Consider the following 13,609-nt stretch of genomic DNA (forward strand, 5'->3'; position numbering starts at 1 on the left):
GCGACGCGCCGGCTTTCGCAAATCGCCTTGACGTCGGCGCGAGACTCGGGGCCAATCGGCGTCGATGCGAAGGAGGAGCGCATATGCGAATCTGTGCCGTCGGGCGCGTGTGGGCGGCCCTGTTTGTTTCCGTGGCGATCGTGGACGGCGCGACGGCGGGATCGATGCGCGAACACGATCCGCCGGCCGAAAATCGTTATTCGCCCTACTGGGGCTACGTGCCGTCCTGCGACGATCCGGGCGTCCTCTCGGACATCCGATTTTATTTCCAGCGCCGCGAGGCGGAATTCTGGAACTCGGACCTGCAAATCGCCGCGTTCGAAGCGCCTGCGGAGACCGGCTATCGCGCCAACGGCCACACGTTCATTCCGCGGCGCTATTGCCGCGCCGACGCATGGTTTTCCGACGGCAAGCGCCGCCGTGTCGTCTACAATGTCGGCGAGGGGCTTGGCTTCATCGGGTCTGGTCCGGGTGTGACCTGGTGCGTCGAGGGGCTTGACCCCAGCCACGCCTTCAGTCCGAATTGCCGCGCGGCCGGACCTTGATCGCGGCCTTTTCCGGCCACGGGGACAGGATGTCGGCTTCTTCTTTCCGTTTGCGGGCGCCGAGTCCGCTTCTGATCTGCGCGCTGTTTCTCGTCGCCGCCTTCGTTTCGGCCGCGCGCGCCGGGGATGACGACTGCATTCTCGACCGCTGCGCCGATCGCCAGCCGCCGCGGACGGAGTCTGCGACGGAAAGCAAGCAAGGCGGCGGATTTCGCGGTGGCGCGTCCTCGGGAGATTTCGATTTCTACGTGCTCGCCCTGAGCTGGTCGCCGGGCTTCTGCGACGGCGTCGGCGGCGCGCATGACCAGTGCGAGCCGGGGAAGGGGCTGGGCTTTGTCGTCCACGGCCTCTGGCCGCAGTACGAGAACGGCTTTCCGAGCGACTGTTCCGGCCCGCGCAGCCCCTCGCGCATCGCGCTCGAGCGCGCGAACGGACTCTTCCCCGACGAGCGGCTCGCGCGCTACGAGTGGCGAAAACACGGCACATGCAGCGGCAAGAGCCCGAGCGACTACTTCGGCGACGTCGTCCGCGCCCGCGCGGCGGTGACGATTCCGCCGCTCTTCGCCAAGCCGACGCGCGAACAGACCTTCACGCCCATCGACATCGAACGCGCCTTTTACGACGCCAATCCGCGCCTGCGGCCCGGCATGATGGCCGTGTCCTGCCGGCGCAACGTCTTCGAGGAAGTGCGGATCTGCATGTCAAAGGATTTGCGCGAGTTCCGCGCCTGTCCGGAAGTTGTCCGGCGCGGCTGCCGCGCGCGCGAGATCACCGTGCCGGCGCCGTTGTGAATTATCGCCACGGGTTCCACGCCGGCAATTTCGCCGACGTTTTCAAACATGCGCTGCTCGCGCGACTGCTCATTTATCTAACGCGCAAGGACGCGCCCTTCCGCGTGATCGACACCCATGCGGGCGAGGGCGCCTATGACCTCGCCGCCGACGAGGCCGAACGCACGGGGGAGTGGGAAGGCGGCGTCGGCCGCCTCGCCGACATTTCGGGAGCGGACGAGGCGACGCGCGACCTGCTCGCGCCTTATCTCGACATCGTCGGGCCGCTCGGCGCCGATGGGCGGCCCGCCCTCTATCCCGGCTCGCCGTTAATCGCCGCACGGCTCATGCGCGCGCAGGATCGCGCCATTTTCTGCGAATTGCGTCCCGACGCTTTCGACGCCCTGCGCTACCGCTTCGGCCGCGACGCGCGGGTGAAGACGATCCACATCGACGGCTATACGGGACTCGGCGCCTATGTTCCGCCGAAAGAACGCCGCGGGCTCGTTCTGATCGACCCGCCGTTTGAACGAACGGACGAATTCGACGCGATGTTCGCGGCCTTTTTCGCCGCCTGGCGCAAATGGCCGACCGGAATTTACGCCTTATGGCATCCGTCGAAAGACGCTTCCGCGGAGCGTAAGTTCCTCGACCGTTTCAAAAGAGAGAGCGTCAAACGCGCGCTACGGCTCTCGCTCGCGGTTGCGAGCGGCGGCGAAGGCCTGCGGCGCACGGGGCTCGTCGTCGTCAATCCGCCCTTCGTTTTCGAGGAGGAGGCGCGCAAGATCATGACTTTCCTCGTCCCGCGTCTGGCTCAAGGCGAGGGGGCGGGGTTCGAGGCGGCATGGCTGACGGGGGAGTAGCCGCTGCGCGCGCCGCGTCCGTTCTGATTCGTCGCGATCCGCTCTCTCATCGCATCGCCGGATAATCCGTGTAGCCCTCGGGCCCCGGCGTGTAGAAAGTCGCGGGGTTCGGCGCGTTGAGCGGCGCTCCGGCCCTTATGCGCGCGGGCAGATCCGGGTTGGCGAGGAAGGCGGCGCCAAAAGCCACGGCGTCGAGCTTGCCGTCGCGGATCGCGGCGTCGGCCTCGTCGGCGTCGTAGCCCATATTGCCAATCAGCGAGCCCTTGAACTGCGCGCGCGCGGGCGTCATCACGTCGCCCGTCTGCTGCTGGAAGAAGTCGCCGCGCATCACGTGAAGATAGGCGAGGCCGAAGCGGTTCAGCTCTTTGGCCATGAATGAGATGAGACCGACCGGATCGCTGTCGCTCATGCTGTTATAGCTGTTGAGCGGGGAGAGGCGCAGGCCGACGCGGTCCGCGCCCCAGACGCCGATGACCGCCCCCAGAACCTCGAAGGTCAACCGCGCGCGGTTTTCGATTGGTCCGCCATAGGAACCACTGCGCTTGTTGGCGCCGTCGCGCAGGAATTCGTCGAGAAGATAGCCGTTCGCGCCATGCACTTCGACCATGTCGAATCCCGCGGCCTTTGCATTTCGCGCGGCCTGCGCGAAGCCCGCGACGATCGCCGGGATCTCGTCGTCGCGCAATTCGCGCGGCGTCACATAAGGCTGCTTGCCTTGCGGGGTGCGCGCTTCATCGTCCGTGATGGGAATGGCGGAGGGCGCGACGGGCGCGGCGCCGTCGTTGAGCAGCGGATGGCAGGCGCGCCCGCCGTGCCAGATTTGCAGCGCGATGTGGCCGCCTGCGGCGTGCACGGCGTCGGTCACGCGCTTCCAGCCCTTGACCTGCGCGGGCGAATACACGCCCGGTTCTCGCCAGAAAGCCGAATTGCCCGCCATGGCCATGGTTGCTTCCGCGATGATGAGACCCGCGGAGGCGCGCTGAGCGTAATATTGCGCCATCAGCGGGCCGGGCACATGGCCGTCTTCGGCGCGGCAGCGGGTCAGCGGCGCCATCAGAATGCGGTTCGTCAGGGTGAGCGCGCCGAGCTTCAGCGGCGAGAAAAGGGCGTCATGCGCCATGGATGCTCCTTCGATAGCGGCCTGATTGGCGCCGCGCTCCCGCTGTCATACTAGAAGCGACGCAACAGAAAGAAGCCCCCGCATGATGATCCTTCGCTATTCCGCCGCCTCTCCCTATGCGCGCAAGATTCGCATCGCCGCGGATCTCCTCGGGCTTTCGGACCGGATCGAGATCGTCGCGGCGAATACGGCCGATCCGAACGACACGCTGCGCGGCCAGAACCCGCTGGGCAAGATCCCGACGCTCGTTCTGGAGAGCGGCGCCGCGCTCTACGATAGCCGCGTGATCGCCGATTATCTCGACTGGCACGGGGGCGGGAAGCTGATCCCCGCCGATCCCGCGCGCCGTTTCGACGCGCTTCGCCTGCAAGCGCTGGGCGACGGGATCAACGACGCGGCGCTGCTGATCCGCTACGAGGTCGCTTCGCGGCCCGAGGCCCTGCGCCACGCCGACACGATCGCGCTCCAGCAGGGCAAGATCGATCGCGCGCTCGCCGCGCTCGAAGCGTCGCCGCCGTCGGGTCCCGTCGACATCGGTCAGATCGCCGTCGCCTGCGCGCTGGGCTATCTCGATTTGCGCTTCGAGGGCGCGTGGCGGGCGACGCATCCGAAGCTCGTCGCCTGGCTCGCGGATTTTGCCGCCAAAGTTCCGCCCTTCGACGCGACGAAGCCCTGACGACACGCTCCGGAGGCGAGGGAAGGCCTCCGGAGCGTCGCGCGCGGGGACGGACGCCTGTCAGCCCGCCTTGCCCGCAATTTCCGCCGGCGGAGCCCAGCCGCTGGCGCTGGCCAGAGCCGCGCCCGTCGCGCCCGGAATGCGCAGCCGCTGGCCGGGATAAATCTTGTCGGGGTCCTTCAGCATTGGCCTGTTGGCCTCGAAAATCTCAGTGTAGCGCGCGCCCTGTCCCGCCCCGTAATGCGCTTCCGCGATCTTCCAGAGCGTGTCGCCTTCCTCGACGATGTAGAGGCCCGACGGTTGCGCGGGATCGTGATCCGGCGCGATGAGATTGTTCTCGACTTGCGCGACCCCCTTGGTGTTGCCGACAATGAGGATGATCTTCTCCATCTCGGCGCGCGAGTTGACTGCGCCGTTGAGCGTCACCTTGCCGCCGTCGACCTCGATGTCGACGCCTGACGTGTCGAAGCCGTGGCTGGCGAGTTCCTTCATCAGCGCGTCAGCCGGCGCGGCCGACGTGTCGGTTGCGCCGGCCGGCGCCGGCGCCGCTTTTCCCTTGCGGGTGAAGAAGTCGAATATGCCCATTTGAGAATGCCTCCTCGAGAAGACGCCCCACTGCGCCGCTTTTCTATAATAGGCCGGTTCGATGGCGGTGACAGGGACTTTGGTCACGCCGCTTAGAAATGGAAATTCAGCCCGCCCTTGATCGACGACATGTTCACCCCTGATTCCAGCGCATAGGGCGAGACGTCGAAGTAACGGCCCGAACCGGTCGAGGTGAACAAATACTCGGCTTTTGCCGAGAGGTTTTGCGTGACCAGGTATTCGAGACCTGCGCCGAGCGCCCAGCCGGGTTCGAAGCTCGATTGATAGCCGGAAAAGGGCAGGGGGAAGAGCGTGTTGAAGCCGATCGTGTTCTTGCTCGCCGCGAAGCCCGCCGTGCCATAGACCAGCGCGCGGTCGATAAAGGCGTAGCCCGCGCGTCCGCGCACGGTCAATACGTCGTCCGCCTCGCCCCGGGCGACTGCGCCGAAGAAGGGCGTCTGCGTGTCGCCAACGCCGGAAAACGCGAAGTCCACTTCACCGCCGACGAGGAATTGCGGCGTGACCATGTAATTGTAGCCGCCGGTGACGCCGATGAGGCCTCCGCTCGGGCTGCCGACGAGCGCGCCGCCGCCGTCCTGGAAAGCGCTGAATCCATAACCGCCTTGAACGCCGGCATAAAAGCCGCCCCAGGCGAACGCCCGCGGCGGCGCATAGTCCACCGCTTGCGGCGGACCCGAGCGACGCGGCAGATCGGCCGCCCCTGCGGCCGTCGCCGCAAGGAGCAAAGGAGCGGCGAGAAGGATGCGTTTCGCATTCATTTTTTAACTCCCTCGGCCGCCATGCGAGGGTGGCGGCGCAACGGCGCGGCGGGCCCAGATCGGACGGCCTTTCCGCGCTTCGACGAGGTCAAATGAATTCGTTCAGCTTAACGAAATCTTGCACGGGCAATCCTTGGATGCCCATGCGAAGCATTGGTTCACGTATTGAGTTTGTCAGAACTTTGACTGTCAGAGATGGCTCGCGTGTCTGCTTGCCAAAATCGTTAAGTTAGTCTGTAAAAACCAGCTAAAATCGTGTCCAGATTGGCTAATGTTCCGTCAACGAGAGGCGTTGACCGCGCCTGTCCGGCGTGGGAAGTCGCCCCATGTAGCGAGGCGGAGCGACCATGACCGAGGCAATCGAGCGACACCACGGACCCGCATTGGTGACAGGCGCGGCCCGCCGCATCGGCCTTGCGATCGCTGGACGTCTCGCCCGCGAAGGCCGGCCCGTCGTGCTGCATTCGTCGCGGCGCTCCGCGGAGGAGGCGGAATTGGCGGCGGAGGCGATACGCCGGCAGGGGGGACAGGCGGCGGTCGCGGTCGCCGATCTCGCCGACGCCGAGGCGACGCAGCGACTGATCGAGAACGCCGCGCGCGCCTTCGGGCCGCTGACGCTTCTCGTCAACAACGCCTCCGTTTTCGAGGTGGACGAGGCGCAGGGCTTCCCGCTCGAACGCTACGAACGGCAGATGGCCATCAACCTGCGCGCCCCTCTGCTCCTGTCCCGCGACTTCGCGGCGCAAGCGCCCGCGGAGCGGGAGGGCGCGATCGTCAACATCATCGACCAGCGCGTCTGGCGCCTGACGCCGCGCTATTTCAGCTACACGCTGTCGAAGTCGGCGCTCTGGACCGCGACCCGCACCATGGCGCAGGCTTATGCGCCCAGAATCAGGGTCAACGCCGTCGGGCCGGGCCCTGTGTTTCCCAACGAGGCGCTGGGGGATCGGGAGTTCGAGATCGAGGCGAGGGGCGTGCCGCTTGGTCATGCCGCCGACGTTTCGGGCGTGGTGGACGCCGTCGTTTTTCTCAGCAAGGCGAAAAGCGTGACAGGACAGATGATCGCCGTCGACAGCGGCCAGCATCTGGCCTGGCGCACGCCGGACGTCGCGGACTGATCACGGCGCGCCCGCCGGGCGCGCGGGGGCATCCGCCGAAGAGGGTCGCAGAACGGCGGGAATGCTCTATTTTCCGTTCGATGGAAGGTTTGGCGGCGCGGCCGGCGGCCTTGAGAAAACGCGAGCGCGGGAAAGGCGAAACACGACCGATGACGGGCCTCAACACTATTCTGGCGGCGACCGATCTTTCCTCCAATTCGGCGCCGGCCCTTGAGCGCGGCGCGCTGATCGCAAAGGCGGCCGGCGCGCGCTTTGACGTGATGCACGCCATCGGACGGGGGGTGACCGGCGCCCTGCGGGAGTTCCTCGGCGACAAGGCCGAGACAATTTCGACGAAACTGGCCGACAAAGCGCGGGCGCAGCTGGCGGAAATGGGGGCGGGCGGCGGTCTCGCCGGCGACGTCAGCGCCGAAGTTCATGTCGAGACTGGGCCCGCCGCGAAAGCAATTTCGGCTTGCGCGCAATCCCTTTGCGCAGATCTGATCGTGCTCGGCGCCAATGGCGGCAGCTTCCTGTCGGGCCTCATGCTGGGGTCAACGACCTCGCGGGTCATTCACGACAGCGGCGGACGTCCGGTCCTTGTCGTGAAGGAAAAGCCCAGGGGCGCCTATGAGCGCGTTCTCGTCGCGGTCGACTTCTCGCCCGTGTCGCGGACCGCGATCGAGCTCGCGCGCCAGACCGCCCCCGGCGCCCACATTGTGCTGATGCATGTCTTCGACGAGCCCGAGTTCGAAGAGACGATGGAGGATATCGCGGACAGCGACTTCATCGCCGCGAGATACAAGGAGCGCGCCGCTGACGAACTGAATAAGCTCGCAAGCGGCGCGGGCCTGTCGTTGTCGGACTACACGCCTCTCGTCGTTCGCGGCGACGCGCGGCGGGAAATCGTCGATCACGAGGACAAGCTCGGCTGCGATCTCGTCATTTTGGGCAAGCACGGTTCGCATGTCACGGAAGAGCTTCTGCTCGGCAGCGTCGCGAATGGTGTTCTCATAGACTCCCGTCGCGACGTTCTTGTCGTCGTCGACGGTCGCGAGCCGCCTCTCTTGGCCTTTTCCGGCGACCGTCCAGCTGCGGCTCGCCTGCTCCAGGCGGACCGGTTCGACGCAAGCAATTGGAGCGCGGGCGAGGCTGATCCGTTGTCGCAGATCGTTTCCGGAGCGACGGGAGAGGCGATCGTGCGGGCCTTGCGCGACGCATTTTCGCGCGAAAACGCCTTTCAGTTCGAATTCGGCGCGACAATCGTCGAACCGGAGATCGACGCGCGGCCGACGGACCTCGTCATGACGCTTCCCTTCACGAAAGAAGGCGAGGCGTGGCTGGGGCCGCTCCTGGTCATCTCACTCGAAAATATTGTCCAAAGACAGATCGACGCGCTCGATATGGGGGACGGGGCTCTCGTGGATCCCGAAAGCATGGCTCAATTGCGCAACGGGCTTCATGCGCTGGCCAACAGGATCAATTCGGCGCTTTCCCGCAACGTCTGCCGGATCGCGCGCTATCAGGAACGCAGGGCGCCCTTGTGGGTTTGAAGGGGATCCGACGGCGGGGCGGCGGCGCGTATATCTATCCGGAGGCCGGGGCCGGCCTCATGACGCGCGCCGCGCGCGAATGGTTCGCATAGGTCGGCCAGTCGGGATGGTAGCTGTCATCCGCCTGATCGCCCCAGGTCGCCCAGCCCGTCCGGGCTCCGCGGGCGAAAAGCTCCAGATACGGCCCCGGGGAGCACGACTCGATGAGGGCGTATTGTTCGTCCGGTTTGCGCGAATGCTCCCGCTTGCGGGTGGCCAGATAATTCACCTGCGTTCGCCCGGCCTGAAGCGTGCGCGCATTCTTTCCCCGGACGCCGAAGAGGATGAGTTCCGTGACGTTGCGGAAATAAAAACCGACGCCGCGTCCGTCGGAGCCGCCGTCCTTCCGGACTTTGTGCCAGACGATGTTGGATTTGTATTGGAAGCCCCACGCCCGAAGGACGTCGAGTCCTTCCGGCAGCAGCGCGTTTGGAACCCACATGTAGAGATGCGCCGCCTCCGCCGAAATCTCGGCGACTGGAAGCGCCTTGATCTCGTCCAGCGTCATCGTGCCGTAGCGACTCAGGCGCCGGTGCTCCGGCGCGACCTTTCCCGTCTTGTTCTGGAATTGCCAAGGTGGGTCGGCGAGGATCGTGCGGAACTTGCAGGCCCCGGCAAATTTAGAGAGGTTTTCACGCGCTGTCATTGGGATCACCTTTTTCGGCGGCGCGTTCTGCGCCGGGACCGATCCGTTGTTCTTCATAAGCCAAGACATCCGCCAACCCATGACCGCAGATCGTTGTCATGCGCTTTGGAATGCACAGGGGAGTTGAGCGCCGCAAGTCTGGCTTGGGAAGAACCGCCGGAGCGTTGTCGGGTGTTCAGGCGCCTGGACTTCCCGAAACGGCGCTCCGTCCAACGGTCGTGAGAGAGCCTCGAACAAGCGGTCCCCTTCCGTAAACCCTTCACAAACCATAATCGCGTAAACATCGAACGGTTGCGGTCAGTTATCCGCGGCGGCGGGCGCGCCGCGCGCGGCCGTTTAAAAGGCGCGTTTCGCGCCTAGGGAGCGTCTATGCGCGTGCTTGGCATCGAAACCACCTGCGACGAGACGGCCGTGGCTGTTGTCTCGGACCGCCTCGGGATGGATGGCGGCGACATTCTCTCCAATGAAGTGCTGAGCCAGATCGCGCAGCACGCGGCCTATGGCGGCGTGGTGCCGGAGATCGCGGCGCGCGCGCATATCGACGTGCTCGACCGGCTTATCGTCCGCGCCCTCGCCAACGCCAATGTCGGACTCGACGACATCGACGCCGTCGCCGCCTCGGCGGGACCGGGACTGATCGGCGGCGTGCTGGTGGGACTGACGGCGGCCAAGGGGCTGGCGCTCGCATCGGGCAAACCCTTCATCGCCGTCAATCATCTGGAAGCCCACGCGCTGACCGCGCGGCTGACGGATCACCTCGATTTTCCCTATCTGGCGCTGCTGATTTCGGGCGGGCACACGCAGCTCGTTGCGGTCCGGGGCGTGGGCGACTATCGCCGCCTCGGCTCGACGATCGACGACGCCGCGGGCGAGGCCTTCGACAAGGTCGCCAAGATGCTCGGCCTCGGCTACCCGGGCGGCCCGCAGATCGAAAAGCTGGCGCTTGGGGGCGACCCTCACCGCTTCGATTTTCCCCGGCCCATGCTCGGCCGGGGCGGGGCGGATTTCTCCCTTTCCGGCCTCAAGACCGCGGTGCGGCTCGAAATTCTCAAGCTCGGGACGCCGACCGAGAAAGACGTCCAAGATCTCGCAGCGTCCTTCCAGGCCGCGATCGTCGACGTCGTGGTGGATCGGGTGCGCGGCGGCATCCGCCTCTTTACCGAGGGCGAGGGGCGCCCGAGCGGGCTGGTCATCGGCGGCGGCGTCGGCGCCAATGGCGCGATCCGTCGCGCGCTGACGCGCCTGTGCGCCGAGAGCGGCCTGCGCTTCGTTTCGCCGCCCGGCCATCTGTGCTCCGACAATGGCGCCATCGTCGCCTGGGCGGGGCTCGAGCGGTTCAAGCGCGGCTTCACGGACGACCTCGGCTTCGCGCCCCGGCCGCGCTGGCCGCTCGACGCTTCCGCCAGCGGAGCGCATCACGGCAAGGCGTAAACGGTGCGCCGAACCTTCGTCGCGGCGCTGGCGACGCTGCTGCTGGCGCCGCAGCCGCAGGCGGGGGAACCGCTCTCCGAGGAGCCGACTTTCGCCGGCGTGCGGGTCTTTTACGGTCCCGCCGACGGATTCGAGACGGTGGACGCGCGGCTTCTCGCCGGTGCGCGCCGCTCGATCGACATGGCGGCCTATGTCCTCACCGACCGCGCGGTGGCGACGGCGCTGGGGCGCGCCGCCATGCGGGGGGTCAAGGTTCGCGTCTATCTCGACAGCGAGGAAACCGGGCGCGGGTCGCCGTTGGCGCAAATCGCCGACGCGCCAAACTTGGAAGTGCGGCGCAAGGGTCGTTCCCGCGATCTGATGCATCTGAAATCCTATCAGGTCGACGGGCGCGTCCTGCGGACGGGCTCAGCGAATTTTTCCGTTTCGGGCGCCGTCTACCAGGACAACGATCTCGTCGTTATAGACAGCCCGCAGGCGGCCGCGCGCTTTCGGGACAACTTCGAGAGACTATGGGCGCGTCCGGACAATCAGCGGATCGGATCAAGATGATGCGCGACAGTATTGCAGTTCTCGGCGCGGGGGCGTGGGGCACGGCGCTCGCCAATGTCGCCGCGCAGGGACGGGAGCGCGTCGCGCTTTGGGCGCACGATCCCGCTCACGCCGAAGCGCTCGCCCGCGAGCGCGAGAACAGGCGTCATCTGCCCGGGCTCCCGCTCGCCTCCGCCGTCGCGCCGACGAGCCAACTCGCCTGCATCCGCGACGCGGCCATCGTTCTCGCCGTCGTCCCGGCGCAGGCGATGCGTGAGACGGCGCGGGCGGCGCGCGCCCATCTCGCGGACGGAGCCGCTTTTGTGATCTGCGCCAAGGGCATCGAACGCGACAAGCGCAAGTTCATGAGCGAGGTCGTCGCAAGCGAATTGCCGAAGGCGCGGCCGGCGATTCTGTCAGGACCGAGTTTCGCGGTCGACGTCTGCAAGGGGCTTCCCACCGCAGTCACCGTCGCGGCGGAAGACGAGGCGCTGGCGCAGCGCATTTGCGAAGCGGCGTCCACCAAGACGTTCCGTCTCTATCGCTCGACGGACATGCGCGGCGTCGAAATTGGAGGGTCGGCGAAAAACGTTTTCGCCATCGCCGCGGGGATGGCGTTTGGACGACGGCTCGGCGCGAGCGCGCAGGCCGCGCTGATCGCCCGGAGTTTCGCGGAACTGACGCGGCTTGGACGCGCGCTCGGCGCGAAAAGCGAAACGCTCATGGGCCTCTCGGGTCTCGGCGATCTCGTGCTCACCTGCGGCTCGGCGCAATCGCGCAATTTTGCCTTCGGTCAGGCGTTGGGGCAGGGCGCCGCGGTCAAGGACGCTTCCGGCGGCAAGTTGACTGAAGGCGCCTTCACGGCGCGGGTGCTGGTCGAAATGGCGCAGGCGGCGGGCGTCGAAATGCCGATCGCCGAAGCCGTCGACGCCATCCTCTCGTCGCGTCTCAGCGTCGACGCCGCAATCGACGCGCTGCTGATGCGGCCGCTGAAGGCGGAGGCGTGAGCCTATGTTCTTCCAAAGGTGAGATTTGCCGGCCCGTCGAGCGTTTCGCGGATTTTCCTCGCGAGCTGGGCGAGGGTGAAGGGCTTGGTCAGAACGTTCACCTTTGCGTCGAAGACGGCGTCCCGCGTAATGGCGTCCGGCGAGGAGCCAGTGACGAAAAGCAATTGCAGCGCATGACGCCGGAAGACGGCTTCCCGCGCGAGCTGGCCGCCGTCGAGACCCGGCGTCGCCGCTTCGGCGATCATCAGGGAGATGTCGGCGCGCTTGCGGATGATCTGAAGCGCTTCCTTGCCGTCGTTCGCTTCCAGAACCGTATAGCCGAGCTCTCTGACGCCTTGCGAGGTCGCGCGGCGCGCGGAATCGTCGTCTTCAACGACCAGAATGATTTCAGCGGGTTTCCCGCGCGGAAAATCCTCGAGCTTCGCCTCCGGCTCCGGTTGGGGCGCGTCTGCGCCGTCCACATGACGCGGCAGATAGAGCGTGACGCGGGTTCCTCGGCCCGCTTCCGAGGAAATCGTGACGTGGCCGCCGGACTGCCGGACGAAGCCATGGACTTGCGAGAGGCCGAGGCCTGTTCCCTTGCCGACCGGCTTGGTCGTGAAAAAGGGGTCGAAAGCCTTGGCGGCGACGTCGGGCGGCATTCCCTGTCCCGTGTCGGCGACCGCCACCATCACATAGTGGCCCGCGCGCGCGTCCGGATTTTGCGCTGCATAGGCGTCGTCGATGTGGACGTTGGACGTTTCGATCGTCAGGCTGCCCCCGTCGGGCATGGCGTCCCGCGCATTCACCGCGAGATTGAGGATGGCGTTCTCCAGTTCGTTGGCGTCGACTTTCGTGGGCCACAGATCGGTGGCGAGCGCCGTCTCGAGCCGGACGTTCCCGCCGAGCGCGCGCTGGAGAATTTCTGAAATGCCCGAGACGAACTCATTGGCGTCGAGGGGCTCGGGATTTAGCGGTTGCATCCTCGCGAAGGCGAGAAGCCGATGGACGAGATTGCCGGCGCGCTCCGTGCCGTCGAGCGCGGAATCGATCAGCTCCTCGACGCCGCTCTCCTTGCGTTCGAGCTTGCGCCGCAAGATGTTGAGGCTCGCGACGATGACGGCGAGCATGTTGTTGAAGTCGTGGGCGATGCCGCCCGTGAGCTGGCCGAGCGTCTCGAGCTTCTGCGACTGGCGCAATTGCGCCTCGAGCGATTCCCGCCGCGTCGTCTCCTCGATGAGCTGATTATAGGCGCGACGAAGCGAATCTCTGGACTCGGTCAGCGCGTTCATCTGCTTCTGAGCGAGCGCGATTACGAAGACCGCGACGGTCGCGCCGATGAACATCAACGCGCCGATCGCAGCCTGCAAGGATTCTGTCGCTTCGGTGAGCCGTTCGTCGCGTTCCCGATAGATTTTCTCCTCTTCGGAAATCATCTCTGCGATGAGCGCGTCGATCTGGTCCATCAGCGCCTTTCCGCGGCCATCGCGCAGGAGCGCCACAGCTTCGTCGAAGCGCCCGGCGTTCATGATCTCGAGCTTGCGCAGCAGCAGCTCGACGCGCTCTTGCAGGATGGGGCGCAGCTTTTCGACGCGCTCGGACTGTATCGGATTGTCCGCGACCAGAGCCGTGATCTGCGCGACATCCTTTTCGAGCCGCTCCCTGAGGTCGCCGCGTGGATCGAGATAAGCGGGCTCGCGGGTAATCAGATAGCCGCGCTCGTCGCTCTCGGCGCGTCGGATCTCGCCATAGAGGCGATGAAGGGCGCTTTCGACCCTGAGCGTATGGCGGCGATTGGCGCCGCTGATGCGGCGGTGTTCGGCGGTGCGCATGGTGACGATGCCCGCCGAGGCGAGAATCGCGAAGGCCGCCACGAGGCTGACCGTCTCGAAGGACAGAAACTTTCTCACTGCCGCCATGGTCCGTCCGCCGCGAATCCCAAAGCCTCGGGGAGGTCTTAAGCTTCGATTTTACGCGCGGTTGCGGTC

At 66.1% G+C, this 13,609-nt stretch carries 14 protein-coding genes; 9 read left to right on the forward strand and 5 right to left on the reverse strand.

What is annotated here, in order from left to right; genetic code table 11:
- Positions 1 to 83: 83 nt before the first annotated feature.
- The 3 genes from ACV959_RS08350 to ACV959_RS08360 are packed head-to-tail and all read left to right on the forward strand — an operon-like array spanning position 84 to position 2,178.
- Positions 84 to 545, forward strand: coding sequence for a hypothetical protein (locus tag ACV959_RS08350; RefSeq protein ID WP_475739414.1), 462 nt, complete (start codon positions 84 to 86; stop codon positions 543 to 545).
- Positions 546 to 574: 29 nt separating this feature from the next.
- Positions 575 to 1,336, forward strand: a complete 762-nt coding sequence (locus ACV959_RS08355; RefSeq protein WP_475739415.1) for a ribonuclease T2 family protein — start codon at positions 575 to 577, stop codon at positions 1,334 to 1,336.
- Positions 1,333 to 2,178, forward strand: coding sequence for a 23S rRNA (adenine(2030)-N(6))-methyltransferase RlmJ (locus ACV959_RS08360; protein ID WP_475739416.1), 846 nt, complete (start codon positions 1,333 to 1,335; stop codon positions 2,176 to 2,178). Before ACV959_RS08355 ends, ACV959_RS08360 begins: the two co-directional genes overlap by 4 nt.
- A gap of 46 nt (positions 2,179 to 2,224) precedes the next feature.
- Here the strand turns inward: ACV959_RS08360 and ACV959_RS08365 are convergent, their stop codons facing one another.
- Complete coding sequence (locus ACV959_RS08365) at positions 2,225 to 3,298, reverse strand: alkene reductase (protein ID WP_475739417.1); 1,074 nt, start codon at positions 3,296 to 3,298, stop codon at positions 2,225 to 2,227.
- Positions 3,299 to 3,380: 82 nt separating this feature from the next.
- Here ACV959_RS08365 and ACV959_RS08370 point away from each other — a divergent pair, with 82 nt between their 5' ends.
- Complete coding sequence (locus ACV959_RS08370; RefSeq protein WP_475739418.1) at positions 3,381 to 3,974, forward strand: glutathione S-transferase; 594 nt, start codon at positions 3,381 to 3,383, stop codon at positions 3,972 to 3,974.
- 60 nt (positions 3,975 to 4,034) lie between these two features.
- On the opposite strand, the gene lysM is transcribed toward ACV959_RS08370, so the two are convergent.
- Positions 4,035 to 4,559 (reverse strand): peptidoglycan-binding protein LysM, encoded by a 525-nt coding sequence (gene lysM / locus ACV959_RS08375; protein WP_475739419.1) that lies wholly within the window; start codon positions 4,557 to 4,559, stop codon positions 4,035 to 4,037.
- A gap of 92 nt (positions 4,560 to 4,651) precedes the next feature.
- Positions 4,652 to 5,338: an outer membrane protein gene (locus ACV959_RS08380; RefSeq protein ID WP_475739421.1), complete on the reverse strand. Its 687-nt coding sequence runs from the start codon at positions 5,336 to 5,338 to the stop codon at positions 4,652 to 4,654.
- 347 nt (positions 5,339 to 5,685) lie between these two features.
- Here ACV959_RS08380 and ACV959_RS08385 point away from each other — a divergent pair, with 347 nt between their 5' ends.
- Together ACV959_RS08385 and ACV959_RS08390 are read left to right on the forward strand one after the other, a co-directional pair.
- A complete protein-coding gene (locus tag ACV959_RS08385; protein ID WP_475739422.1) occupies positions 5,686 to 6,456 on the forward strand; it encodes an SDR family oxidoreductase in 771 nt (256 codons plus the stop codon).
- Between the two features lie 149 nt (positions 6,457 to 6,605).
- Positions 6,606 to 7,988: a universal stress protein gene (locus tag ACV959_RS08390; RefSeq protein WP_475739423.1), complete on the forward strand. Its 1,383-nt coding sequence runs from the start codon at positions 6,606 to 6,608 to the stop codon at positions 7,986 to 7,988.
- 34 nt (positions 7,989 to 8,022) lie between these two features.
- On the opposite strand, the gene ACV959_RS08395 is transcribed toward ACV959_RS08390, so the two are convergent.
- Complete coding sequence (locus ACV959_RS08395; protein ID WP_475739424.1) at positions 8,023 to 8,673, reverse strand: MT-A70 family methyltransferase; 651 nt, start codon at positions 8,671 to 8,673, stop codon at positions 8,023 to 8,025.
- A 369-nt stretch (positions 8,674 to 9,042) separates the two neighbouring features.
- On the opposite strand from ACV959_RS08395, the gene tsaD reads away from it, so the two are divergent.
- The 3 genes from tsaD to ACV959_RS08410 are packed head-to-tail and all read left to right on the forward strand — an operon-like array spanning position 9,043 to position 11,642.
- Positions 9,043 to 10,104: a tRNA (adenosine(37)-N6)-threonylcarbamoyltransferase complex transferase subunit TsaD gene (tsaD, locus tag ACV959_RS08400; RefSeq protein ID WP_475739425.1), complete on the forward strand. Its 1,062-nt coding sequence runs from the start codon at positions 9,043 to 9,045 to the stop codon at positions 10,102 to 10,104.
- 3 nt (positions 10,105 to 10,107) lie between these two features.
- Positions 10,108 to 10,656: a phospholipase D-like domain-containing protein gene (locus tag ACV959_RS08405; protein WP_475739426.1), complete on the forward strand. Its 549-nt coding sequence runs from the start codon at positions 10,108 to 10,110 to the stop codon at positions 10,654 to 10,656.
- Positions 10,653 to 11,642 carry an NAD(P)H-dependent glycerol-3-phosphate dehydrogenase gene (locus tag ACV959_RS08410; protein ID WP_475739427.1) on the forward strand — a complete coding sequence of 330 codons (990 nt, stop codon included), beginning with the start codon at positions 10,653 to 10,655 and terminating at the stop codon, positions 11,640 to 11,642. The genes ACV959_RS08405 and ACV959_RS08410 overlap by 4 nt, the downstream gene beginning before the upstream one ends.
- Before the next feature lie 2 nt (positions 11,643 to 11,644).
- Here the strand turns inward: ACV959_RS08410 and ACV959_RS08415 are convergent, their stop codons facing one another.
- Complete coding sequence (locus ACV959_RS08415) at positions 11,645 to 13,540, reverse strand: CHASE3 domain-containing protein (RefSeq protein WP_475739428.1); 1,896 nt, start codon at positions 13,538 to 13,540, stop codon at positions 11,645 to 11,647.
- Positions 13,541 to 13,609: the final 69 nt, after the last annotated feature.

The sequence above is a fragment of the Methylocystis sp. Se48 genome (assembly GCF_056269425.1).